General features: G+C 56.1%; 22 protein-coding genes and 1 pseudogene. 17 read left to right on the plus strand and 6 right to left on the minus strand.

Annotated elements, in window-relative coordinates; translation table 11 throughout:
• Positions 1 to 59: 59 nt before the first annotated feature.
• The gene (locus tag C4S59_RS07995) at positions 60 to 497 is read right to left on the minus strand and encodes a CBS domain-containing protein (RefSeq protein ID WP_103909939.1); all 438 of its coding nucleotides are present in this window, start codon (positions 495 to 497) and stop codon (positions 60 to 62) included.
• Between the two features lie 61 nt (positions 498 to 558).
• Positions 559 to 1,452, minus strand: a complete 894-nt coding sequence (locus C4S59_RS08000) for a LysR family transcriptional regulator (protein WP_103909940.1) — start codon at positions 1,450 to 1,452, stop codon at positions 559 to 561.
• A 105-nt stretch (positions 1,453 to 1,557) separates the two neighbouring features.
• Here C4S59_RS08000 and C4S59_RS08005 point away from each other — a divergent pair, with 105 nt between their 5' ends.
• The 7 genes and pseudogenes from C4S59_RS08005 to C4S59_RS08030 all read left to right on the plus strand — a co-directional run bounded on the left by C4S59_RS08005 (position 1,558) and on the right by C4S59_RS08030 (position 8,736).
• The gene (locus C4S59_RS08005) at positions 1,558 to 3,057 is read left to right on the plus strand and encodes a CoA-acylating methylmalonate-semialdehyde dehydrogenase (protein ID WP_103909941.1); all 1,500 of its coding nucleotides are present in this window, start codon (positions 1,558 to 1,560) and stop codon (positions 3,055 to 3,057) included.
• A gap of 385 nt (positions 3,058 to 3,442) precedes the next feature.
• Positions 3,443 to 3,925, plus strand: coding sequence for a hypothetical protein (locus tag C4S59_RS08010; protein WP_103909942.1), 483 nt, complete (start codon positions 3,443 to 3,445; stop codon positions 3,923 to 3,925).
• A 257-nt stretch (positions 3,926 to 4,182) separates the two neighbouring features.
• Entirely contained in the window at positions 4,183 to 5,319 is a 1,137-nt protein-coding gene (locus C4S59_RS08015; protein WP_103909943.1) for an acyl-CoA dehydrogenase family protein, read from the plus strand.
• Between the two features lie 28 nt (positions 5,320 to 5,347).
• Positions 5,348 to 6,340 (plus strand): annotated as a pseudogene (locus tag C4S59_RS19780) (enoyl-CoA hydratase/isomerase family protein); the annotation flags it as partial.
• A gap of 57 nt (positions 6,341 to 6,397) precedes the next feature.
• A complete protein-coding gene (gene mmsB / locus C4S59_RS19785) occupies positions 6,398 to 7,270 on the plus strand; it encodes a 3-hydroxyisobutyrate dehydrogenase (protein ID WP_234994733.1) in 873 nt (290 codons plus the stop codon).
• Positions 7,271 to 7,374: 104 nt separating this feature from the next.
• Complete coding sequence (locus C4S59_RS08025; protein WP_103909945.1) at positions 7,375 to 7,836, plus strand: c-type cytochrome; 462 nt, start codon at positions 7,375 to 7,377, stop codon at positions 7,834 to 7,836.
• 9 nt (positions 7,837 to 7,845) lie between these two features.
• On the plus strand, positions 7,846 to 8,736 hold the full coding sequence (locus C4S59_RS08030) for a cytochrome c (protein WP_103909946.1): 891 nt from the start codon (positions 7,846 to 7,848) through the stop codon (positions 8,734 to 8,736).
• Between the two features lie 9 nt (positions 8,737 to 8,745).
• On the opposite strand, the gene lipA is transcribed toward C4S59_RS08030, so the two are convergent.
• Positions 8,746 to 9,696, minus strand: coding sequence for a lipoyl synthase (gene lipA, locus C4S59_RS08035; protein WP_103909947.1), 951 nt, complete (start codon positions 9,694 to 9,696; stop codon positions 8,746 to 8,748).
• 186 nt (positions 9,697 to 9,882) lie between these two features.
• Positions 9,883 to 11,016: a DUF6456 domain-containing protein gene (locus tag C4S59_RS08040; protein ID WP_103909948.1), complete on the minus strand. Its 1,134-nt coding sequence runs from the start codon at positions 11,014 to 11,016 to the stop codon at positions 9,883 to 9,885.
• 213 nt (positions 11,017 to 11,229) lie between these two features.
• Here C4S59_RS08040 and C4S59_RS08045 point away from each other — a divergent pair, with 213 nt between their 5' ends.
• On the plus strand, positions 11,230 to 11,550 hold the full coding sequence (locus C4S59_RS08045; protein ID WP_200813184.1) for a DUF6477 family protein: 321 nt from the start codon (positions 11,230 to 11,232) through the stop codon (positions 11,548 to 11,550).
• A 17-nt stretch (positions 11,551 to 11,567) separates the two neighbouring features.
• On the opposite strand, the gene C4S59_RS08050 is transcribed toward C4S59_RS08045, so the two are convergent.
• On the minus strand, positions 11,568 to 13,115 hold the full coding sequence (locus tag C4S59_RS08050) for a trimethylamine methyltransferase family protein (protein WP_103909949.1): 1,548 nt from the start codon (positions 13,113 to 13,115) through the stop codon (positions 11,568 to 11,570).
• A 216-nt stretch (positions 13,116 to 13,331) separates the two neighbouring features.
• On the opposite strand from C4S59_RS08050, the gene guaA reads away from it, so the two are divergent.
• The 9 genes from guaA (at position 13,332) to C4S59_RS08095 (ending at position 22,509) form a co-directional block, all read left to right on the plus strand.
• The gene (gene guaA / locus C4S59_RS08055; protein ID WP_103909950.1) at positions 13,332 to 14,900 is read left to right on the plus strand and encodes a glutamine-hydrolyzing GMP synthase; all 1,569 of its coding nucleotides are present in this window, start codon (positions 13,332 to 13,334) and stop codon (positions 14,898 to 14,900) included.
• Between the two features lie 28 nt (positions 14,901 to 14,928).
• Positions 14,929 to 15,786 (plus strand): DMT family transporter, encoded by an 858-nt coding sequence (locus tag C4S59_RS08060; protein ID WP_103909951.1) that lies wholly within the window; start codon positions 14,929 to 14,931, stop codon positions 15,784 to 15,786.
• Between the two features lie 124 nt (positions 15,787 to 15,910).
• Positions 15,911 to 17,161, plus strand: a complete 1,251-nt coding sequence (locus C4S59_RS08065) for a hypothetical protein (RefSeq protein WP_103909952.1) — start codon at positions 15,911 to 15,913, stop codon at positions 17,159 to 17,161.
• A 120-nt stretch (positions 17,162 to 17,281) separates the two neighbouring features.
• The gene (locus C4S59_RS08070; protein WP_103909953.1) at positions 17,282 to 18,154 is read left to right on the plus strand and encodes an ATPase; all 873 of its coding nucleotides are present in this window, start codon (positions 17,282 to 17,284) and stop codon (positions 18,152 to 18,154) included.
• A 38-nt stretch (positions 18,155 to 18,192) separates the two neighbouring features.
• The gene (locus C4S59_RS08075; protein WP_103909954.1) at positions 18,193 to 19,134 is read left to right on the plus strand and encodes a homoserine O-succinyltransferase; all 942 of its coding nucleotides are present in this window, start codon (positions 18,193 to 18,195) and stop codon (positions 19,132 to 19,134) included.
• A 12-nt stretch (positions 19,135 to 19,146) separates the two neighbouring features.
• Entirely contained in the window at positions 19,147 to 20,112 is a 966-nt protein-coding gene (locus tag C4S59_RS08080) for an alpha/beta fold hydrolase (RefSeq protein WP_407703046.1), read from the plus strand.
• 47 nt (positions 20,113 to 20,159) lie between these two features.
• Positions 20,160 to 21,032: a polyphosphate kinase 2 gene (gene ppk2, locus C4S59_RS08085; protein ID WP_103909956.1), complete on the plus strand. Its 873-nt coding sequence runs from the start codon at positions 20,160 to 20,162 to the stop codon at positions 21,030 to 21,032.
• Positions 21,025 to 21,642, plus strand: a complete 618-nt coding sequence (locus C4S59_RS08090) for a TetR/AcrR family transcriptional regulator (RefSeq protein WP_103909957.1) — start codon at positions 21,025 to 21,027, stop codon at positions 21,640 to 21,642. The genes ppk2 and C4S59_RS08090 overlap by 8 nt, the downstream gene beginning before the upstream one ends.
• 9 nt (positions 21,643 to 21,651) lie before the next feature.
• Positions 21,652 to 22,509, plus strand: a complete 858-nt coding sequence (locus C4S59_RS08095) for a hypothetical protein (RefSeq protein ID WP_103909958.1) — start codon at positions 21,652 to 21,654, stop codon at positions 22,507 to 22,509.
• Here C4S59_RS08095 and C4S59_RS08100 read toward each other — a convergent pair.
• The gene (locus tag C4S59_RS08100) at positions 22,496 to 23,530 is read right to left on the minus strand and encodes a glycosyltransferase family 2 protein (protein WP_103909959.1); all 1,035 of its coding nucleotides are present in this window, start codon (positions 23,528 to 23,530) and stop codon (positions 22,496 to 22,498) included. The genes C4S59_RS08095 and C4S59_RS08100 overlap by 14 nt on opposite strands.
• Positions 23,531 to 23,615: the final 85 nt, after the last annotated feature.

The following is a 23,615-nucleotide window of genomic DNA, read 5'->3' on the forward strand; positions in this document are numbered from 1 at the left end:
TAGTTCTCCGGCGCACGCAACAATATTACCCGACCAGATGCAACCGAGAAATGAACCCTTTACCAATTGTTGGTCAGCATTCCTTCAAGTGCATCTTTTTCCATCGCCAATTCTGTCAGGCGCGCTTTGACCGCATCACCGATGGTGATCAGACCAACCAGGCGCCCCTCTTCAAGAACCGGCATGTGACGGAAACGACCTTCGGTCATACGACGCAGAACATCGTCCGCACTGTCACCACGGGCACATGTTTGAAGGTTGCGGGTCATATATTCGTCGACCTGAGCATCAAGGCAGCTTGCGCCACGCATGGACAGGACGCGAACGATGTCGCGTTCTGACAAAATCCCGACTGCCGTTTCACCATCTTCTGAAACGACCACCGTACCAATACGCCGTTCCGCCAGAATTTTGGCCGCATCACGCAGCAAAGTCGTCGGGGATACAGTGACAACGCCATCATCTGCTTTGTTTTTCAAGATATGTTGGACCTGCACGACAAATTCCTCCTTTTGTCATTGCACTGTCCTTACAGCGTCGTATTGCCGCACCCGTCTGTCAAGATAGACCTTCAAGGCGCAGCACCTCCTTTCGTATGCCCTCGCTCAGCAATTCCGAGAAACGGTTCAGGCGATCAAGACGCCGATCATCTGCATGGCGCACCAGATAGAAGCTGCGGGTAAGCGACAATTCTTCGGGCAGAATCTTGGTCAAACGGTTGATGCCCGCCAAGGCAAAATCATGGACGATCCCCATGCCCGCATTGCCCAAAATCCACTGAAACTGAACCATGACCGAGTTGGACGCCAAACGGACACGTTCAACACCCAAGTCCGCTAAGTAGTCCAATTCCTTGTCAAAAATCATATCCGGAATGTAGCCAATCAATTTGTGGCCCGCCAAATCGTCCAGCGACGTAATCGGCGGCGCGTTCCGCAAATAGCCGCGGCTGGCGGCAAGATGCAGTTTATAGTCAGTGATCTTTTGGACCGTCAGACGACCTGCCGTGGGCGCACTGACAGCAACGGCAAGATCGGCCTCTCGTTTGGACAGATTGACGACCCGAGGAAGGGACACGATCTGCACATCAAGGTCGGGATTTTGTTCGACAATTGCAGAACATACCTGCGGCAGTACGAAGTTTGCACAGCCATCAGGCGCACCAATTCGAATCTGCCCCGACAGACCTTCGGACCGACCTGCCACATCCTCGTTGGCCGCAGTCATCGCTTGCTCGGCCTCTTCCGCATGCCGCAAAAGACGCAAACCTGCTTCGGTCAATGCGTAGCCTTGGGGGCTTTTGATGAACAAAGGCGTTCCGAAATTTTCCTCAAGCCGCGCGACGCGTCGACCAACCGTTGCCGGATCCAATTTCAGAACACGCCCTGCCCCTGACAGACTTTCGTTCCGCGCCACCGAAAGAAACACGCGCATATCGTCCCAGCTGTCCATGATCACACCCCCGCATTTTCGCAAAACCTTTTTGAAAACTTGCCTCTGTATCGGGCAAATTCGCAAGACTATTATTTGTGTCAATTCCGAGAGAGGAGAAACTCGATGACCGAACTGACCCACTACATCAACGGTGAGCACGTCAAAGGCACGTCCGGCCGTTTCACAGAAGTATTCAACCCCGCCACTGGCGAGGTTCAGGCCAAGGTTCCACTGGCAACCGTAGAAGAAATGAACGCGGCTATCGCGAAAGCGGAAGAAGCACAGAAAGCATGGGGCGCAACCAACCCCCAGCGTCGTGCGCGCGTCATGATGAAGTTCGGTGCCCTGATCAACGAACACATGGACGAACTGGCCGAACTGGTCAGCCGCGAACACGGTAAAACCCTGCCCGATGGCCGTGGTGACGTTCAGCGTGGTCTGGAAGTGGTCGAAGTCTGCATGGGCGCGCCGCACATGCTGAAAGGTGAGTTCACCGATGATGGCGGTCCGGGCATCGACCTGTACTCCATGCGCCAGCCGCTGGGTGTTGTAGCCGGCATCACGCCGTTCAACTTCCCGGCAATGATTCCGCTGTGGAAAATGGCACCTGCGATCGTTTCGGGTAACGCCATGATCCTGAAGCCGTCCGAACGCTGCCCGTCCACATCGCTGCGTCTGGCCGAACTGCTGAAAGAAGCGGGCCTGCCCGATGGTATTCTGCAGGTTGTGAACGGCGACAAAGAAGCCGTTGACGCGATCCTCGACAACGAAACAATCGCCGCTGTCGGCTTTGTTGGCTCGACCCCGATCGCGCAATACATCTATGGCCGCGCAGCATCGAACGGCAAACGCGCGCAGTGCTTCGGCGGTGCAAAGAACCACATGATCATCATGCCGGACGCCGATCTGGACAAAGCTGCTGACGCTCTGGTCGGCGCGGGCTTTGGCGCGGCTGGCGAACGCTGCATGGCGATCTCGGTTGCGGTTCCCGTTGGAAAGGAAACAGCCGACAAGCTGGTTGAGAAACTGACCCCTCGCATCGAAAAGCTGAAAGTCGGCCCCTACACTGCTGACGAAGAAGTCGACTACGGCCCCGTCATCACAGGGGCTGCAAAACAGCGCATCGAAGGTCTGATCGACTCGGGCGTTGAGCAAGGCGCAGACCTGCTGATCGACGGTCGTGGCTTCCAGCTTCAGGGTTACGAAGACGGCTTCTTTGTTGGCCCGTCCTTCTTCGACAACGTCACGCCTGACATGGACATCTACAAAGAAGAAATCTTTGGTCCGGTTCTGAGCCAGGTTCGTGCGGATACTTATGAAGACGCGCTGAACCTGATCATCGACAACCCCTATGGCAACGGCACCGCGATCTACACAGCGGATGGTGACACCGCCCGTGACTTTGCGCACCGCGTGAACGTCGGCATGGTCGGCATCAACTTCCCGATCCCTGTTCCGCTGAGCTACCACACCTTCGGCGGCTGGAAGAAATCGGCATTCGGTGACCTGAACCAATACGGCCCCGACGCCTTCCGATTCTACACCAAGACCAAAACCGTCACGGCGCGGTGGTTCTCGGGCATCAAAGAAGGTGGCGAGTTCAACTTCAAAGCCATGGACTGATGCGTTTAAAGAAATGAAACAGAAAGCCCGCAGGTCATCCTGCGGGCTTTTTTGTGTCTATCGGCAAGCCATTTTACCCTTTACATCAGCCATATCGTGAACGCGCAGCGAATGTCCGCTTCAAGCCCTGCCTACGAAGTTGCCGCAGTGTGGCAAAGGTCCGGTCTTGGGAAAGGGGATCAATAGAGTGCCAAAAATCAAACGCGGTTTTGCCAAGGGTTTACGAAACAAAAATCTTGCGCGGCATTCGCTTGATTGGCTGAGTCGACAAAAATGACCGACTCTGGGGTGATTTTCGTCCGCATAGGTGGGCCGTTTCCGATAGACTGATCTCCCGTTACCAATAGATTGTCGAGCATTGGAAATGTGCATTGGAGGCTTTGAAATGAGTGCGATCAAAGAGTTGCTACTAAGCGCCGGGGTTGATGACGTGATAGCGTTTGGCGCTCTGGCCGTTGCTGGTTTCAGTTGGTGGTCAGCCAGACGTGCGGCGAACGCCGCTGAACTTTCTGCTACCGTCGCTCAAAGCCAGCTTGATGTGCTTACAAAGAAAGTGACCATGATCGATGAGCCAGGGAAGATGTCTGAGGTTCTTCCCGCCTGGTTCGTCAACAGGATGGCCAACGATTATTGGTACTTCGGTCTCTTAATGGACAACAACGTCGTCCTACCAATTCATCGTATACAGAAAATCTCCGATGACGGTCGATGGCTAGAGGTCGAGCTCATGGAACAGGGTGACGATATCCATGAGTTTCCAGATAGCCCGATCAAAGAAATGCCGGTGATATACGCTCTAGAAGGCCGCACTCCAGCCAACGTTCAAATCTCCAAAATTGTCGGAACCATAGAACTAGCCAATACATGAACTTCACACAAAGTATGTTTGCTCTGTTTGGCGAATAAAGGCCGCTTGTGACCATTCATTCAATGCTAAGTAGCCATTTGCGAAGCCCCAGCGAAAGTCGTGAAAGTCCGCATAGCGAACCAACCTGATTGTCAGCCCGCGTCTTTCCTTTGCCGCATCCACGCAAAATCATTTTGCATTCCGGATATTGCCAAGCTCCCAAAACCCTGCCAAAAAATGAACAAACGTTCAGACACTTTCCAACGGAGGAGGAGCCGATGGATTTTGCGCTCGGTGATGACCAGCAGGCTATTTTCGACATGGCTTATGCGTTCGGTCAGGAACACATCGCACCCCATGCCCAGCAGTGGGAAAAAGACGGAACCATCCCGAAAGAGTTGTGGCCGCAACTGGCCGAACTCGGTTTTGGCGGGCTGATCGTATCCGAGGAAAACGACGGCGCTGGCCTGTCGCGCCTGGACTGCACCTTGATCTTTGAGGCCCTGTCGATGGCCTGCCCGTCCGTCGCGGCATTCCTGTCGATCCACAACATGTGCGCGGGCATGATCGACAAATTCGGATCGGACGAAATGAAGGCGCGTTTGCTGCCCGATGCCATCAGCATGGAAAAGGTGCTGAGCTACTGTCTGACCGAACCGGGATCGGGCTCGGACGCAGCGGCTCTGAAAACCCGCGCAGACCGCACGAACGAAGGCTACACGCTGAACGGCACAAAGGCGTTTATCTCGGGCGGCGGGTATTCCGATGGCTATATCTGCATGGTCCGCACCGGTGATGCGGGCCCCAAGGGCATCTCAACCGTCTATATCGACGCGGGCACCGACGGCCTGAGCTATGGCGGGTTGGAAGACAAAATGGGATGGCGATCCCAGCCCACCCGTCAGGTCCAGTTCGACGACTGCAAAATTCCGACCGAAAACCTTGTGGGCGAAGAAGGCATGGGCTTCCGCTATGCCATGATGGGCCTTGATGGTGGCCGCCTGAATATCTCGGCCTGTTCGCTTGGTGGCGCTCAGGATGCGCTGAACCGCACCTTGGCCTATATGAGCGAACGCAAGGCCTTTGGCAAAAGCATCGACCAGTTCCAGGCTTTGCAGTTCCGATTGGCCGATATGGAAATCGAAATGACCGCGGCACGTACGATGCTGCGGCAGGCGGCATGGATGGTGGACACGGGCCACCCTGAGGCCACGAAATACGCGGCGATGGCCAAGAAGTTCGTCACTGAAACAGGCAGCAAGGTTGCGGATCAATGTCTGCAATTGCATGGCGGCTATGGCTATCTGGCGGATTACGGCATCGAAAAGATCGTGCGTGACCTACGGGTGCACCAGATCCTTGAAGGCACCAATGAAATTATGCGCATGATCGTTGCGCGCACTATGGTCGCGTGACCAGACCCAAGACGAACCGGACCGATTTATGACGCAAGACATCCTGATCACCACCCAAGGCCAAGCAGGTCGCATCACGCTGAACCGCCCCGACGCGCTGAACGCGCTCAGCTATGAGATGTGCCTAGCCATCGAAGAGGCGCTACTGGCGTGGCGGCGCGATCCCGATGTGGCACTGGTGATTATTGAAGGTGCAGGAGATCGGGCGTTTTGCGCAGGCGGCGATATCTCCGAGATGTATCGCACCGGTACTGCGGGCGAATATGAATATGGCCGTCAGTTCTGGCGCGATGAATATCGCTTGAACGCTTTCATGGCGTCATACCCGAAGCCGATCGTCAGCTTTCTGCACGGCTTCACCATGGGTGGCGGGGTTGGCGTTGGCTGCCACGGATCGCACCGGATTGTTTGTGAAACCTCTCAGATCGCGATGCCGGAATGCGGAATCGGTTTGGTTCCAGATGTGGGCGGCACGTATCTGCTGGCCTCGGCCCCCGGACGGCTGGGCGAATACCTCGGGCTGACGGCAACGCGCATGAAGTCGGGTGACGCGATCTATGCAGGCTTTGCCGATCGCTTTGTGCCGCAGGACGAATGGGAATTGCTGAAAGCCGCGCTGATCACCACCGGTGATGTGACCGCCATTGAGGAATACAGCGCCCCTGCCCCAGAATCCGAACTGGCCAAGCGACAAGACCAGATCAACCGCTATTTCGGTGGCGAACGTTTGGGCGACATTCTGAACGGCTTTGTCGCGATGCCCAGCGACTTTGCCGATGCCAGCCTAAAGGTTCTTAAACGGAACGACCCGTTGGCCATGGGCGCGACGTTGGAAATTCTGCACCGTCTGCGCATGGGAACACCCACCATCGAAAAGGCGCTTGAGCTTGAATACCGCTTTACCCATCGCGCACACGAAGATGGCGATTTTCTGGAAGGCATCCGTGCCGCAATCATCGACAAGGATCGCAGCCCGCAATGGACGCGCAAGCTTGAGGCGCTGCCTTTGGTGGATGTGTCCAAGATGCTGCGCCCCATTCCCGGCATTAAGCTTCAGTTCCATCAAGAGGAGACGGCAATGAAGATCGGATTCATCGGTTTGGGCAACATGGGCGGCCATATGGCGCGCAATCTGGCCAGCGCCGGACATCAGGTGACAGGGTTCGATACAGCAGATGTGTCAATTGAGGGCGTTTCCAAAGCTGGCACCGCGGTAGAAGCCGCCAAGGGTATGGATGTGGTCATAACCATGTTGCCCAACGGCGCGATCCTACGCGCCGTGGCTGATGAAATCCTGCCGGTGATGTCTGCTGGCGCGGTATTCGCGGACTGTTCCACCGTTGACGTCGACAGCGCGCGCGCCGTTGCGGAACAAGCCCAAGCTTTGGGTGTCATGCCCGTAGATGCCCCCGTATCCGGCGGTGTAGGCGGCGCGGATGCTGGCACGCTGACCTTTATGGTCGGCGGCAGCGCCGAGGCGTTCGACAAGACAAAGCCGCTGTTCGACATCATGGGTCAGAAGGCCGTGCATTGCGGCCCGTCGGGCAACGGGCAGGCTGCAAAAATCTGCAACAACATGATCCTTGGCGTCACCATGATCGCCACCTGCGAAGCGTTTGCATTGGCCGACAAACTGGGTCTGGACCGTCAGGCGATGTTCGACGTTGTTTCGACGTCCTCTGGCGCATCCTGGTCGATCAACGCCTACTGCCCCGCTCCGGGTGTTGGCCCGACATCGCCGTCGGACAACGACTATAAACCTGGGTTTGCCGCAGAACTGATGCTGAAGGACCTACGTCTGTCGCAGGACGCGGCATCCAGCGCGGACGCGGATACGCCGATGGGCCAGCTTGCGGCAGAACAGTACCGCCAGTTTGTTGAAGACGAAGACGGACAGGGTCGTGACTTTTCAGCGATGTTGCCGCGCTTTGTGTCGCGCCGACGCAGCTAAGGATCGGCAAGACGTCTCTTAAAACATGCGTTCACGGAAATGTGTCACCTGATTTTTTCAGGTCATGCGTAACGTGAACGCATAGATTGAATAGGAGACACACCATGAAGGCCATTTTAACGTTTGCCACCGCCGCCTCGATCGCATTTGTAGGCAGTGCCATGGCACAGGAAGATTTTTCAGCAAATCTGAAAGCCCGTCAGGGCCAGTTCCGCATTCTGGCGATAAACCTTGGCATTCTTGGCGATATGGCCAAAGGCAAGATGGATTACGACGCCGCAGCCGCCGAAGCAGCAGCACACAGCATCCATGGCGTTTCAATGGTGCATCAGGCCGCTCTCTGGCCCGAAGGGTCTGACAATATGTCCATTGATGGCACGCGCGCGCTGCCCATGATTTGGGATGACTTCGCAGACTTTTCGTCTAAGTGGGATGCATTGGGAACAGCTGCCGAGAACCTCGTCTCGGTCGCGGGCACGGGGCGAGAAGCCATTGGTCCGGCGCTGGGTCAGATTGGCGGCACCTGCAAAGCCTGCCATGATACCTATCGGGCATCTGCAAACTAAACGGTTGATATGAAAAACAAGCTTGGCATTCTGCTCGCATTGGTTGCTGTCGGCTCTGGCGTTGCGTGGGGCGTGCTACGTGCATCGCCCGTTGACGAAGACCGGTTCGCCGCACTGAGCGGCAATCCGGATAACGGACAGACCGTCTTTACCGCTGCGGGCTGTGCCTCGTGCCACCATGCACCGGACGCAGAAAAGGATGCCAAGCTGATTTTGACTGGGGGACAGAAGTTTCCCAGCGACTTTGGGACGTTCATCGCCCCCAACATATCAAGTGATCCGGTACACGGGATCGGAGGCTGGAGCCTGACCGAATTCGCAAGCGCGGTCACCAAAGGTGTGTCGCCGGACGGGGCACACTACTATCCCGCATTTCCCTACACGTCCTACACCAAAATGACGGATCAGGACGTGGTCGACTTATGGGCGTATATGCAGACGCTTCCTGCGTCGGACGCGCCTTCGCAACCACACGAAGTCGGCTTTCCATTTAACATCCGCGCCTCTTTGGGGGGATGGAAGCTGCTATTCATGTCCGATGAATGGGTCGTGCAAAACGTGTCGACTGAAGCAGAAACCAAAGGACGTTATCTGGTCGAGGCCTTGGCACATTGCGGGGAATGCCATAGCCCGCGCAACGCGCTCGGCGGATTGGATCGCAACAATTGGTTGGCCGGTGCCCCTAATCCTGCTGGTGACGGACGCATCCCCGCACTAACCCCCAATCAACTGGATTGGGCGAGTGAAGACATTGCCTATTATCTTGAATCCGGCTTTACGCCCGACTTTGATAGCGTCGGTGGCCATATGGTCGAAGTCGTCGATAACTTCGCAAAACTCAGCGCCGAAGATCGCACGGCGGTCGCACAGTACCTAAAGGCCCTGCCAACCGCCGATTAATTGGCCAAATCAGTTGCGCGCCAGTTTGGCCTCGCGCGCTTCCCGCAGACGGGCAAAGTCGTCGCCCGCGTGGTAAGACGAGCGCGTCAGCGGCGTTGCAGACACCATCAAGAACCCTTTGCCCCACGCGGCCTTTTCATAAGCCTCGAACTCTTCCGGCGTCACGAAACGATCAACGTGGTGGTGCTTTGGCGTCGGCTGCAGGTACTGACCGATGGTCAGGAAATCTACGTCGGCTGCTCGCATATCGTCCATCACCTGCTGAACCTGCGAACGATCCTCGCCCAAACCAACCATGATGCCAGACTTGGTAAAGATTGACGGATCCAATTCTTTCACGCGCTGAAGCAGGCGCAAGGAATGGAAGTACCGCGCGCCGGGGCGAACACTCGGGTACAGGCCGGGCACGGTTTCAAGATTGTGGTTGAACACGTCGGGGCGTGCCTGAACCACCATTTCCAACGCGCTGTCGTCGCACTTCAGGAAGTCGGGCGTCAGGATTTCGATGGTTGTGTCGGGTGACCGATGGCGAATGGCGCGAATGGTCTGCGCGAAATGTTCCGCACCACCATCATCCAGATCGTCACGGTCAACCGATGTGATGACCACATGGTTCAGACCCAGCTTTTGAACTGCGTCGGCAACGCGACCGGGTTCAAACACATCAAGCGCATCGGGACGACCGGTAGCCACGTTGCAGAACGTGCAGCCGCGGGTACAGATTTCGCCCATGATCATCATGGTGGCGTGGCCCTGTGACCAGCACTCGCCAACGTTCGGGCAACCCGCTTCTTCACAAACCGTGGTCAGGTTGTTGTCCCGCATAATGCGGCGCGTGTCTGCATAGGCCTTGCCGCCAGGTGCGCGTACACGAATCCAATCAGGCTTCTTGGGCTGAGCCTTATCGGGCCGATGCGCCTTTTCCGGATGACGCTGGCTTGGAATTTTCAGATCACGCATGATCGCTTCTCAGCTCCTTAATACTTTGGAGCCATAGTAGTGCGTGGCAGAGGCGTTTGCCAGTACTTGCTTCGGCATAGCGGCCTTGCGATGAGCGCCCCCTTTCCAGAGTATCCTCTGCCCCTTGCGCTCTCGCGACCCGTGCGGCCCGACCGCCCCGTTCGGCAGGGCCGTTTTGCTGGTTCGTCAGCCGATCAAGTCACCGCCATTAAACGCCTCGCGATTGTAGTGGCGATGCAGACGCATCAAAGCGATCCGCAGAACAACTTTGCCGGAACGCGCAGCAAAACCCATTTTACGTTCCGAGGTTTCAAGCCCTTCCAAAAGGCAGCAGCAGCGCAAAGCGATTTCAGATAATTCCGGCCCGAGATCTTCAAGCGCGGCAATCAGACGGCCTTTAGCCACAACAGCCCCCTTGCCTGCATCATCTTCGCCCGGAAACGCTAGAAATGCCTTGGAACCAGATGCCTCCAGTTCCGACCATTCCGCCCGATCCGGCACGGTTGCCTTGGCCAGTTCGAAATCCTCACGCAGCCTTTCGCCCGCACGCACGTGGAAATCCTTCAGATACGGATCACCGCCTTTATCCCGACGTCGCGACAGCGCCGCCAGCGGGCTTTCGGGCAGAACAAACCGTCCATTCCGCTCCAGCCCCGCTTGTAAAGCGTCAGGCAGATCAATGCTGCGGGCCCGGCGCGTATCAAAGCCCGCCTGAGACTCTGCAAAGCCACGCACTTTGTTTTCGCGTTTGGCGGTCAGCTGGTTCAAAAGGCTTCGCCCCGCAGGCGTAATCCGGTACTTCGACACCCGTCCCGTGGTGCTGCAAGCAATCCAGTCTTTCAGCGCCATGGCCTCGGCCACATCACGCTCGACCACTTGTTTTCCGAAATTGTCGGTCGCATCCGAGCCCTGCACAACCACTGCTTTTTGCATTTCAGCGGCAATTGCCAACACAGCATTGGGCTGGGCAAGCACCTGAAGGATGCGATACGCATCTTTCATCAGACGCTCTTCGCTAACAGGGTTTGCCGCGCTTTTCAGAGGGTTGACCATATCGGATTTATCCTTGGACTGATCTACGCCCTCTTCAAAATTTCCGCATTCCCCAAGACCACGCAACGCCGCATCCACCAACGGATCGTCCCGACGCTGTTCAAGCTTGCGTACCTGCCGCAGGACTGTCGACGGATGACAGTTCTGACGTCGCGCCACAGCCCGAAGACTTTCGCCGTACTCGGTATGCGCGATATAATTTTTGGCTGCGTCAGGCACCCAATTCGGCAAGCTACGTTCCGCTTTGACAACCATTTCGATAGTCATGTTGACCCCCGTCTAAATTCAATCCACAAAATTACCCACAAACTGTTATGCAACCTATGCGCGATTTTGTTACGGAAAAATTAACTGTTTCCGCTTTCTCAACGGTCGTTTCTGATAGGTAAACAATGGTGAATCCACCGTACGGTTTTACCTCGACGGCAACGCCCCGCATTCTCGTGCAAACAATGACGGCCTGAGAACACGAGGAACGTCATGCACAATCACTTTGGCAATCTGTCCAGCCTACGTCGCCCACGCCTTCTGGTACGCGCCGCGCGCATCGGAGCGGAAGAGTTTCACCGAAGCATCCACCTTCCGCGATTGCTGGGGCATTCCGACCTGAGCGACGGCGTGAAAATCCTCGATCAACTGTCGGGTCTGGAACGCGACATCGAACAGTCCCGCAAGGAAGGTGAACTCAGCTATTCAGTCAGCCAACATGTCGATGTGCTGGCCGCTCTGTTGGCTGAGCTGAGTTTTCAACATATCAAAGAAAAAGGGCTGCACCAAGTGGCACAGCCCGAGATGGTCTAGGAAAATCGAGCCGAGATTTACGCAAAGGCGTCTGGCATAGACGCCTTTTTCTGTTCCACGTAGGCCGCCAGATTTTCAGCAATCGCCACGTCCAGCGCAGGCGGCTGATATGTGTTCAGCATGTGCTGCACCTTCTCGGCTGCCAATGTGACGGTGTCGCGGCCGCCTTCTTCGCTCCATTGCTCGAAGGGCTTGTAGTCCAACAGGTTCGACCGCCAGAACGCTTCTTTGAAGTTGCGCTGCGTGTGGTCACAGCCAAGGAAGTGGCCGCCAGGGCCAACTTCACGGATGGCGTCCATCGCCTGCGCGTTTTCGTCTATCGAAACGCCCTTTGCCATGTGGTGCAGCGCACCCAGCTGATCGGCATCCATCACGAACTTTTCGAACGACGACACAAGGCCACCTTCAAGCCAGCCACAAGAGTGAAGCATAAAGTTCACGCCAGACAACAGCCCCATGTTCAACGAGTTCGCGCTTTCATAGCCTGCCTGCGCATCGGGAAGCTTGGAGCCACAGAAACCACCGGCGGACCGGTACGGCAGGCCAAGACGACGGGCCAATTGCCCTGCCCCATATGTGATCTGCGATGCCTCGGGCGTGCCGAATGTCGGCGCGCCCGAGTTCATGTCGATCGATGTCACAAAGGCGCCCATGATCACAGGTGCGCCGGCGCGGATCAGCTGGCTATAGGCCACACCGGCCAGCGTTTCAGCCAGAACCTGTGTCAAAGTGCCGGCCACAGATACCGGCGCCATGGCACCACCCACGATGAACGGCGACACAATGCAGGCCTGATTGTTTTTCGCATAAACCTCAAGCGCGCCCATCATCACGTCATCGAACGTCAAGGGCGAGTTGATGTTGATCAGGCTGGTCATAACCGTGTTCTGCTGAACAAAGTCTTCACCGAACAGGATGCTACACATATCAACGCTGTCTTGCGCACGGGACGGCTCGGTCACCGACCCCATAAACGGCTTATCTGTCAGCGTCATATGCGCGAGAAGCATGTCCAGATGGCGCTTGTTCACCGGAACGTCAGTCGGTTCGCAAACTGTGCCCCCCGAGTGGTGCAGCCACTTGGACATGTGACCCAGCTTCACGAACTTGCGGAAATCTTCGATGGTGGCATAGCGACGGCCACCGTCGATATCGCGCACGAAAGGCGGGCCATAGACCGGTGCCAGAACAAGGTTTTTGCCGCCGATCTCGACGTTGCGATCAGAATTGCGGGCGTGCTGTGTAAAGGTCGACGGCGCAGTTGCGCACAGCTTGCGGGCCAGCCCGCGCGGAATGCGCACACGATCACCGTCAACATCCGCACCCGCATCCCGCCAGCGATCAAGAGCAGCAGGGTTATTGGCAAAGACGACGCCGATCTCTTCCAGAACGGTTTCGGCGTTGTACTCGATGACTTCGATGGCTTCTTCTGTCAGCACTTCGAAGTTCGGAATGTTGCGCGTGATAAAACGCGCCACTTCGACATTCACTGCCGTACGTTCGGCACGACGAGCCGCGCCGCCTCCTGTTCCCCGAGAACGTCTGCGTTGCGCTACATCTGTCATGCTTTGAATCCCTTGGTGTCAGGCTTTTTTCTGCGCCTTCGGCATTTTGGTAAGCCTCAATAGCCCAGCACAGCGACCATTCTTGGCCTGTTTCCGTCGTCTGAGAGTGGAAACCGACATTTCCTTAGGCCAACGTCACTTTCCACAGGAACCAACCGCACAAAAATCACTGACTCGCCTCTTGCGCAAAATCCGGCCTCGGCTTAATGCCGAGACATGGAAAACGCCCAGCATGACCGCCTTCTCATCATCGACTTCGGATCGCAGGTAACGCAGCTGATTGCGCGCCGCTTGCGGGAACTGAACGTCTATTGTGAAATCCACCCTTACCAGAACGTGACCGACGCGTTTCTGGCTGACTTCGCGCCCAAAGCCGTGATCTTCTCCGGCGGCCCGGACTCGGTCACACGTGAAGGATCACCGCGTCCGCCGAAATCGGTTTACGATCTTGGTGTTCCGATCCTGGGCATTTGCTATGGCCAGCAGGTCATGATGCACGATCTGGGCGGCAAGGTTGTGTCTGGCGAAGGCACCGCTGAATTTGGCCGCGCCTATGTGAGCCCCGCAGACGAACGCCTTTCCTTCCTGAACGGCTGGTTCATGGATGGCGACGGACGTGAACAAGTCTGGATGAGCCACGGCGACCATGTTGCTGAAATCGCACCGGGTTTCTCTGTTTACGGCACATCTCCGGGCGCACCTTTTGCCATCACGGCCGATGTCGACCGCCGCTTCTACGCGGTGCAGTTCCACCCCGAAGTGCACCACACGCCGAACGGCAAAACGCTTTATGAAAACTTCGTTCGCGAAGCAGGCTTCTCGGGCGATTGGACCATGGGTGCCTATCGCGAAGAAGCGATCCGTAAAATCCGCGAACAGGTCGGCGACAAAAAGGTCATCTGCGGCCTGTCCGGCGGCGTTGACAGCTCGGTCGCGGCGGTTCTGATCCACGAAGCGATCGGCGATCAGCTGACATGCGTTTTCGTAGACCACGGTCTTTTGCGCCAGAACGAGGCTGAAGAAGTCGTCGCTATGTTCCGCGACAACTATAACATCCAGCTGATCCACGCGGATGAAAGCGAACTGTTCCTTGGCGAACTGGACGGTCAAAGCGATCCGGAAACCAAGCGTAAGATCATCGGTAAGCTGTTTATCGACGTGTTCCAGAAACACGCCGACACTATCGATGGCGCTGAATTCCTTGCCCAAGGAACGCTCTATCCGGACGTGATCGAAAGCGTGTCCTTCTCTGGCGGTCCGTCGGTAACGATCAAATCGCACCACAACGTAGGCGGCTTGCCCGAGAAAATGGGCCTGAAGCTGGTCGAACCACTGCGCGAACTGTTCAAAGACGAGGTTCGCGCCCTTGGTCGTGAACTGGGCCTGCCTGACAGCTTTATCGGCCGCCACCCCTTCCCGGGACCCGGCCTTGCCATCCGCTGTCCTGGCGAGATCACACGCGAAAAACTGGAAATCTTGCGCAAAGCCGACGCGGTCTACATCGACCAAATCCGCAAGCACGGCCTTTACGATGAAATCTGGCAGGCATTTGTCGCGATCCTTCCGGTTCGCACAGTCGGAGTCATGGGCGATGGTCGCACATACGACTACGCTTGCGCCTTACGCGCCGTGACGTCTGTCGACGGGATGACTGCGGATTATTACCCGTTCAGCCACGATTTCCTTGGCGAAACAGCCACGCGGATCATCAACGAGGTAAAAGGCATCAACCGCGTCACCTATGACGTGACCTCGAAGCCTCCGGGAACGATCGAGTGGGAGTGATCCACACTCAATCCAAAGGTCTGCTTGAATGAGCAACACGGTCCGCGCCTGTCTGTGGATGATCGGGGCGATTGCCTCTTTCACGTCGATGGCGGTCGCTGGCCGCGAGGTGAGCTTTGAGCTGGACACCTTTGAAATCATGTTGTTTCGCAGCCTGATTGGCTTTGCGATCGTTGTGGGCATCCTGACGGTTACGGACCGGCTGAAGGATGTTCAGTTCAAAAAACTCGATCTTCACGTCTTTCGGAACATCGCGCATTTCACAGGCCAAAACCTGTGGTTTTACGCGATAACAGTGATCCCTTTGGCGCAGGTGTTTGCGTTGGAATTCACATCGCCTCTTTGGGTGATTGTCCTGTCGACTGTCATTCTGGGCGAAAAGCTGACCCAGCACCGCATCATTGCGGGCATTGTCGGGTTCATCGGCATCTTGGTCGTCGCCCGCCCGTCGCCCGAGACGATCAACATAGGCATCATCACCGCCGCCTTGGCCGCAATCGGGTTCGCCCTGACAATCGTATTCACGCGCAAACTGACACGGACCGAGTCCATTTCGAGCATTCTGTTTTTCCTGACGGGTGTGCAGGCTATCCTCGGCTTGGCATTTGCCGGTTTTGATGGCGATATCGCCCTGCCCTCGGGCGAAAGCTGGCCTTGGGTTGTTCTGATTGCTGCGGCTGGTTTGCTGGCGCACTACTGTCTGACCAATGCCTTGAAACTCGCCCCGGCGACGGTCGTCATTCCTATCGACTTCACACGACTTCCCATTATCGCGATCGTGGGCATGCTTCTTTACAAAGAGCCTCTGGACCCGATGGTACTGCTAGGTGCGACCATCATTTTCGGCGCCAATTACTACAATATCTGGCGCGAAACACGTTTGTGACAAATTAGTGACGTAGCGACGCTTTGTGCGGATTCGCACAAAGCTAACGCAGGGTCAAAATTGACCGATAACAAATGCGTCACCTAGACTTTAGTGCAGGACAAAAGGGATGAGGAACCTTCAGATGAAAAATCTGTTTTTGGGCGTATCTGGCCTCGCGATGATGGCAAGCGTCGCATCGGCCGGTGGTCTCGACCGCTCTGGTCAGAGCGTTTCTGCGATCTTCGCAGACGATAACACAGCCAGCCTGTCGTTCGGCTATGTCGCACCCAGCATCACGGGTACAGACAGCCAAGGCGCAAGCTATGACGTTGGCAACAACTACTCGCAAATCGGCCTGAGCTACACGAATTCGATCAACGACAAAGTGAACTACTCGGTCATCTTTGATCAGCCGTATGGCGCGGACGTTTCCTACAACACCAACCCGTTCATTTCGAACCTTGGCGGGACAGGTGCAGATCTGGACAGCCAAGCAATCAGCTTTGTTGCACGTTTCAAACTGAACGATCGCATCAGCTTCTTCGGCGGCATCAAGGGCGAAGCTGTTGAGGGCGAAGTCAGCCTGAACGGTACGTCTTACGCCAGTGCAATCGCTGTCAACGCAGTCGCTGGCGCAACGCCTGGCGTTGAGGCCGAGACACTTGGCGCAGCTTTGCAAGGTGATCCAGACGCCATCGCGGCATTGGGTGGTTTGGCAGCGGTTAGCGCACTGGGCACGGCTGTGGCCACTCAGGCCGGTACATTTCTGACGACAGGCGGCTACTCCTTCGACATGGAGAAAGACACCAAGGTTGGTTACATCTTGGGTGCGGCATACGAGATCCCCGAGATCGCGCTGCGCTTTGCTCTGACATACTCGCCCGAGATCCAGCACAAAGCAAAGACAACGGAAAACATCTTTGGTGCCGTTGTTACTGGCGACGTTGAATACGTGACACCGCAGTCTGTGAACCTTGAATTCCAGACAGGTATCGCAGCCAATACGCTTCTGACAGCTGGCTACCGCTGGACTGAATTTTCGGCTGTGGACGTTATTCCCGACGCACTTGGTTCCGACCTTGTGAACCTTGACGACAGCCACCGCTACTCAATCGGTTTGGCGCGCCGTTACTCTGATGCGTTGGCATCCTCGATCACGCTGACGTACGAACCCGAGGGCGAAGATAACCTCGTATCCCCGCTCGGGCCGACCAACGGTCTGTTCGGTGTCAGCATCGGCGCACTTTACTCGGAAGGCCCGCTGAACATCTCTGGCGGTGTAAACTACACCAAGGTTGGCGATGCGCTGGCTGAAGTTGGCGGACGTGAAGCAGCGTCGTTCGAAGACAACCACGTCTGGGGCGTCGGCTTTAAGGCTGAAATGTCCTTCTAATCAGGGCCTAAATGCCCGATCTAAAACCGTCCGGCACTGCCGGGCGGTTTTTTTGTTGAAGCGCCCCGCCGCTCTGACTACCCATCACGGAAGACGAAGTTCCAATTCGAAGGCCCGACCATGTTGTATTCCTCTGCCAAAGAGTGGCGCGATGCCCCGCAAAAACGCATTTTGTTTTTTGCGATGTCCGGCTTGGGGAAAACCCATGTGTCTAACCTGCTGCGCGACAGTGGCAAATGGTTCCACTATTCCATCGATTACCGCATCGGAACCCGCTATATGGGCGAATACATCATCGACAACGCGAAACGCGAGGCGATGAAGGTCCCCTTCCTGCGTGATCTGCTGCGGTCGGATTCGATCTATATCGGCTCGAACATCTCGTTCGAGAACCTGACACCTGTGTCCACATATCTTGGAAAACCCGGCAATCCCGATGCCGGCGGCACCCCGATCGATGTGTACCGCACCCGTCAGGACCAGTTCGCGCGCGCCGAAGAACAGGCGCTACTGGATACAGGTTACTTCATCCAGCGCGCGCAGGACCTATACGGCTACCCGCATTTCATCTGCGACACCGGCGGTTCTATCTGTGAATGGGTCGATCCGGAAAATCCCAATGATCCGATCCTGAAACATCTGTCAGAACACTGCCTGATGGTCTGGATCAAAGGAACCGAGGACCACACCGAAGAACTGGTTCGCCGCTTTGACCGCGCACCCAAGCCGATGGCCTATCAGCCAGCGTTCTTGACACGCGTCTGGAACGATTATCTGGACCAGAAGAACACCAAACCCGACGATGTGGACCCTGATGCCTTCATCCGCTGGACATATGCGCAGGCTCTGGCCCATCGCCAGCCACGATATGAGGCGATGGCCAACAATTGGGGCATCACCGTTCCGGCATCAGATATGGCAACTGTCACCGACGAAGCTAGCTTTGAAGATGTCATCGCAAAGGCCCTTGAGGCCAAAACAACCAACGCCTAAATCCACCTTCCTACAACTGACAATCTGGACGCATTCCCATGCCAATCAAACTGCCCCGCGATCTGCCTGCCTATGACGTACTCTCGCAAGAGGGTGTCATGGTCATGCCGGAAAGCACAGCAGGCCAGCAGGATATCCGTCCCATTCGCATCGGGTTGTTGAACCTGATGCCGAAAAAGATTGCGACCGAAAACCAGTTCGCCCGCCTGATCGGCGCGACACCGCTTCAGATCGAGTTTTCCTTGATCCGGATGAGCGAGCACGAAACCAAGAACACCGCGGCCGAGCATATGGAAAGCTTCTACCGCCCGTTCTCGGAAGTCGAAGCCACGGGAGAAAAGTTTGACGGTCTAATCATCACAGGCGCGCCGATCGAACATCTGGATTTTGAGGCCGTCACCTATTGGGACGAACTCAAGCGCATCTTTGACTGGACGCAGACCCACGTACATTCCACCTTCGGCGTGTGCTGGGGTGGCATGGCGATGATCAACTATTTCCATGGCGTGAAAAAACACATCCTGGACGCCAAGGCCTTTGGCTGTATCCGTCACCGCAACTGTGATCCGGCCTCGCCCTACCTGCGCGGATTTTCCGACGATATGGTTATTCCCGTATCGCGCTGGACCGAATTGCGCCGGGACGAGATCGAAGACGCTGGCCTGAAAATCCTGATCGACAGCAAGGAAACCGGCCCCGCCTTGGTCGAGGATCCGGATCACCGCGCGCTCTATATCTTCAACCACTTCGAATACGACAGTGGCACATTGAAGGAAGAGTATGATCGCGATGTCGCCGAAGGGAAGCCGATCAACATTCCGGCCAACTACTATCCTGACGATGACCCGACGCAGGCACCGCAGAACCGTTGGCGCAGTCATGCCCATCTTTTGTATGGAAACTGGGTGTCCGAGATCTATCTGACTACCCCGTATGACATTAGCCGGATTGGGACAGATTCGACCGATCTGCGCAAATAAGGCGTTAGTATGATTGCAAAAGCATTGATGGGCGTAATGGCCTTCGGACTCGCGGGCTGTTCATTTGTGGGGAACCGCGCGGACAGACGCGAAGCCCAATCTCTTCAGACGTGGCCACCTGTGGGCCAGTTTGTCGAAGTTGAAGGCAAACAGGTACACGCCTTTGTTGCCGGTTCAGGACCTGATCTTGTTCTGATCCATGGGGCCTCCGGCAACATCCGCGACTTTACCTTTCAGTTCGTCGATCGCGTCAAAGACCGCTACCGCGTGATCATCTTTGACCGCCCCGGTCTGGGCTATTCAGACCGCGCCACCGATCAGGATGGGGCCTTTGCGAATACAGCGGAAACGCCCGCGCAACAGGCCGCCCTGCTTCACGCTGCGGCCCAAAAACTGGGGGTCGAGGACGAGATCGTTCTTGGGCATTCCTTTGGTGGCGCTGTCGCCATGGCGTGGGGTCTGAACTATGATCCTGCGGCTCTGGTAGTGGTCTCTGGTGCGACAATCCCGTGGGAAGGCGGCTTGGGCTTTCAATACCGTTTCCTTGGATCATCCATAGGCGGCGCGCTCGCCGCGCCCTTGGCGTCAGCTTACGTCAAACAGTCCCTGATCGAACGCACCATCGAAGATATCTTTGCACCAAACCCCGTGCCCGAAGGTTATGTCGATTACATCGGCCCCGGCCTTTCGCTGACACGGACAGCAATCCGCGCCAACGCGCGACAGGTGAATACCCTGCATGCGCAGCTGCTGGACATGGCCCCGCGCTATGAAACCATCACGATCCCTGTGGAAATCCTGCATGGACGCGCCGATGACACTGTCCCGCCCCATGTCCACGCTGAGCCGCTGCATAATCTTTTGCCCAACAGCAATCTGGTCCTGGTCGACAATCTGGGCCACATGCCCCACCACGCCGCACCGGATTACGTCGAGGCGGCAATTGACCGCGCCGCGGCACGTGCCGAATTGCGTTAAGCCTTTTAACATCCCATATTAACTGGGAACGATATAAGGACGACGCTGTGACCGACCTGCCTTTTGATGGCGCCATCAGCCGCTTTTACGAAGAAGACGCCCCTAAACCGATCCGCGAAGCGATCCAGCGTGCGGACAAGGATGATGTGCTGGACGCCGACTACCCTCATTCCGAAGTTCTGAAGAAAAAGGCCTATGAAAAGGACCTGAAGAAACTTCAGATCGAACTGGTCAAAATGCAGGCCTGGGCCAAGGAAACCGGTGAACGTGTGGCAATTGTCTTTGAGGGCCGCGATGCTGCCGGAAAAGGGGGAACAATCAAACGCTTCCGCGAATACCTTAATCCTCGAGGGGCACGCGTTGTCGCACTCTCCAAGCCCTCGGAAACCGAACAAGGCCAATGGTATTTCCAGCGTTATATCCAACACCTGCCCACTGCCGGTGAGATCGTGTTTTTCGACCGCTCTTGGTATAACCGTGGTGTGGTTGAAAAGGTGTTCGGATTCTGCACCGACGATCAACGCGAACATTTCTTTGCTCAGGTTGGGCATTTCGAAAAGATGCTGGTGGACGACAACATCCACCTGTTCAAATTCTGGCTGAACGTCGGGCGCGCGGAACAGCTGCGCCGCTTTATCGATCGTGAAACCGACGCCCTGAAACATTGGAAATTGTCGTGGATTGACGTTGAGGGCCTGAAAAAGTGGGACGAATACTCGGACGCGATCAAGGAAACATTGGCCCGATCCGACCATGACGATGCGCCTTGGACCGTGATCCGATCCGACGACAAACGCCGCGCGCGGCTTGAAGCCATCCGTCACGTTCTGAAATCCCTTGATTACAGCAACAAAGACGAAAAAGCGCTTGGCGAAGTCGACCCGACAATCATTGGGGGTGTGGACATCTGGGATGCCTAAACGCGGTTATCATCACGGCAATCTGCGTCAGGCCCTAATCGACGCGGCCCTAATCCTGATCACGGAAAAGGGCCCAACCGGCTTTACCCTGTCCGAGGCTGCCAAAAGCGCGGGCGTCACCCCTGCTGCCGTCTATCGCCACTTTGCCGGACGCGAAGACCTGATCGCCGAAGCCGCCCGTCAGGGGTATGAAATCTTTGTCGAGGTGATGGAAAAAGCATTTAACGACGGCAAGCCATCCGCATTGGCCGCCTTCGAATCCACCGGTCGCGCATACCTATGGTTCGCAAGGGAACACCCCGGCCATTACATTTCGATGTTCGAAAGCGGCATTTCCATCAATCACTCGCCGGAACTGGCAGATGTCGCCGGTCGCGCATGGGGTGTTCTGGAAAAGGCGGCAGGCAATCTCTCGCAGCACATTCCAGCTGAAAAACGTCCGCCCGCAGCCATGTTTTCCGCCCACATCTGGGCGCTCAGCCACGGGGTGGTCGAACTTTTCGCGCGGAATTCACCGGGTCGCCAATCTCCCTTCCCGCCTGAGGACTTGCTTGAAACCGGCATTGGCGTCTATCTGCGTGGGCTAGGGCTGATCCCGCAGGACAAATAGGCAGGCAACATGGGCAAGACGTTCTTTCTGGGCCTCGGCGGCCAGAAATGTGGTTCAAGCTGGATTCAAGCCCAACTGGCCAAGGCCGAGGGCAGCGATTTCGGGCGACTGGGCGAATATCAGGTTTGGGAACATCAGCTGGGCGGCGTTTTCGCCCGCTACAAGGTGGCCGAGCCCTCCAAGTTCGAAAAGCTGCGCACACGTCTGAAACTCTCCGTCGGCGCGCCGGAACCGGTGGCGCATCTTCGCTGGCGGCTACAATCCGATCCCAACGCCTATCTTGACTACTTTGCCGCCTTGCTTGAACAACAGGGCATAGAGCGCACTGGCGATATTACCCCCAGTTACGCCGCCCTGCCCGCCGATATGCTGGCCATGATCAGTTACGGCTTTGCCTCTCGAGGAATCGAGACCAAGGTGATTTTTTCCATGCGCGATCCGGTGGCCCGCCTGAAATCGCACTTCCGCATGGACATCCAGAAAGGCCGTATTCCGGAACCGAAAGACTTCGATGCTGCGCTGGTCGAGTTCGCGAAATCCGAAGAAGGCATGACCCGCAGCCGATACGATCTCACGCTCGCCAATATCAAAGAGGCCTTTTCCGAAGGTCAAACCCACATCTGCCTTTTCGAAGAGCTGTTCACGCCGGAAGGAATCCAAAGCCTTTCTGAATTCTCAGGCGTACCATTGGCAACGAACGCAGGCGGCACCAAGGTGAATGCGCGGCAAGGCGGATCTGACGCGTCTGAAAATGCCGCGAAAGAAATCGCAATGCATTATGCGCAGGTCTATCAAACGGTCACACAACAATTTCCGCAGATTGAAACCCTTTGGCCGCAAGCCAAGGCCGTTCCTACCACCGCATAAGACCACAGTCCAAGAACTGTTCTTCGCTTTCAAATTTTTGCGTTTCCGGCCCGACAAAGCGGCCGTCCACAGCCTCCATTTTTGAAAGCAACTCACTGTAATATCTGTATTTTGACGCACCCGATGTATGCGCCTTCCACTCCTGTGCGCGCGCAATCTTCTCTGCAAAGCGAGCCGTGAAAACGAAGTGTCCGATCGTCAGCAAGATGCTGTCGCTAGGCGGTTGATTGCAGTAATGCGATCCAATCTGCCAGCTTGTGTTTGACCGGCGAACCAAAGGGATCTTGTGCCTTGGAGATTTCTGGAAAAGCTGTGCTTTCTTCTCACGCCGTGACGTGAGCAGTCGTTTGAAAAAGCCGCCCTCAACACTTGGCTGAACGCCGTACTGTTCGAACAAGCGATTGGTTTTGGACAGGTTGATCAATTCCGGATCCATCCCCTTGCGAAGGTTCACCAACGGTTCGGGCTCAAAGCATGGATAGCTTCCCAACAAGCCTTGGAAGTCTTTCGGCATCGGGCCTGCCAGACCGGAAATTGCTTCGGGAAAGAATTCGACCACTGAGGCCACTGCGCAATCCGCCGCTTCTTTGTCCATTCGATCGATTACTTGCTGGATCGATACGTCGGGCGGCAGGAACAAGAACTCATCCGCGTCAAAGTATCCGACGATCTGGTCTGGACAATACACGTGTGGAATTGCTGCCTTAAAATAGATACCAGCGCGATCTTCGCGCCTGCTGCCGTCAGGAAATGTCACGGTTACGGGAACGCCAAAGGTCAGATGGCTGGTAAACAGCACCACATCATTCTGAGCTTCCAGAAAAGCACGCCCGCCATCACTGCTTTGGTCATCAAAAATAAGGAACTGGCTAAATCCCAATTCCCTGTAGTGGTCCAGAAACGCCGGAAGCAGGTCCATCTCGTCCTTGACGATGGCGAACATCGACACCGCATTCGTCCGGATCTTACCCGAAACGATGGTCACAAGATCAGAGACATCTTCCAGACGTAGATTCAGCATTCAGAACTCCGAGTTACAGAACCCTGCTTAGCGCCCCACCCGCAAAAGAAAAAGGCCGCCCAGACAGGCGGCCTTTCGGGAATTT

This window comes from Thalassococcus halodurans (genome assembly GCF_900108225.1).
Classification (GTDB): domain Bacteria; phylum Pseudomonadota; class Alphaproteobacteria; order Rhodobacterales; family Rhodobacteraceae; genus Thalassococcus; species Thalassococcus halodurans.

Excerpts from the sequence above, each read along its gene's own strand:
- C4S59_RS08000 (WP_103909940.1), bottom strand. The coding sequence starts at position 1,452 with ATGGACAGCTGGGACGATATGCGCGTGTTTCTTTCGGTGGCGCGGAAC.
- C4S59_RS08005 (WP_103909941.1), top strand. The coding sequence starts at position 1,558 with ATGACCGAACTGACCCACTACATCAACGGTGAGCACGTCAAAGGCACG.
- C4S59_RS08010 (WP_103909942.1), top strand. The coding sequence starts at position 3,443 with ATGAGTGCGATCAAAGAGTTGCTACTAAGCGCCGGGGTTGATGACGTG.
- C4S59_RS08015 (WP_103909943.1), top strand. The coding sequence starts at position 4,183 with ATGGATTTTGCGCTCGGTGATGACCAGCAGGCTATTTTCGACATGGCT.
- mmsB (WP_234994733.1), top strand. The coding sequence starts at position 6,398 with ATGAAGATCGGATTCATCGGTTTGGGCAACATGGGCGGCCATATGGCG.
- C4S59_RS08025 (WP_103909945.1), top strand. The coding sequence starts at position 7,375 with ATGAAGGCCATTTTAACGTTTGCCACCGCCGCCTCGATCGCATTTGTA.
- C4S59_RS08030 (WP_103909946.1), top strand. The coding sequence starts at position 7,846 with ATGAAAAACAAGCTTGGCATTCTGCTCGCATTGGTTGCTGTCGGCTCT.
- lipA (WP_103909947.1), bottom strand. The coding sequence starts at position 9,696 with ATGCGTGATCTGAAAATTCCAAGCCAGCGTCATCCGGAAAAGGCGCAT.
- C4S59_RS08040 (WP_103909948.1), bottom strand. The coding sequence starts at position 11,016 with ATGACTATCGAAATGGTTGTCAAAGCGGAACGTAGCTTGCCGAATTGG.
- C4S59_RS08045 (WP_200813184.1), top strand. The coding sequence starts at position 11,230 with ATGCACAATCACTTTGGCAATCTGTCCAGCCTACGTCGCCCACGCCTT.
- C4S59_RS08050 (WP_103909949.1), bottom strand. The coding sequence starts at position 13,115 with ATGACAGATGTAGCGCAACGCAGACGTTCTCGGGGAACAGGAGGCGGC.
- guaA (WP_103909950.1), top strand. The coding sequence starts at position 13,332 with ATGGAAAACGCCCAGCATGACCGCCTTCTCATCATCGACTTCGGATCG.
- C4S59_RS08060 (WP_103909951.1), top strand. The coding sequence starts at position 14,929 with ATGAGCAACACGGTCCGCGCCTGTCTGTGGATGATCGGGGCGATTGCC.
- C4S59_RS08065 (WP_103909952.1), top strand. The coding sequence starts at position 15,911 with ATGAAAAATCTGTTTTTGGGCGTATCTGGCCTCGCGATGATGGCAAGC.
- C4S59_RS08070 (WP_103909953.1), top strand. The coding sequence starts at position 17,282 with ATGTTGTATTCCTCTGCCAAAGAGTGGCGCGATGCCCCGCAAAAACGC.
- C4S59_RS08075 (WP_103909954.1), top strand. The coding sequence starts at position 18,193 with ATGCCAATCAAACTGCCCCGCGATCTGCCTGCCTATGACGTACTCTCG.
- C4S59_RS08090 (WP_103909957.1), top strand. The coding sequence starts at position 21,025 with ATGCCTAAACGCGGTTATCATCACGGCAATCTGCGTCAGGCCCTAATC.
- C4S59_RS08095 (WP_103909958.1), top strand. The coding sequence starts at position 21,652 with ATGGGCAAGACGTTCTTTCTGGGCCTCGGCGGCCAGAAATGTGGTTCA.
- C4S59_RS08100 (WP_103909959.1), bottom strand. The coding sequence starts at position 23,530 with ATGCTGAATCTACGTCTGGAAGATGTCTCTGATCTTGTGACCATCGTT.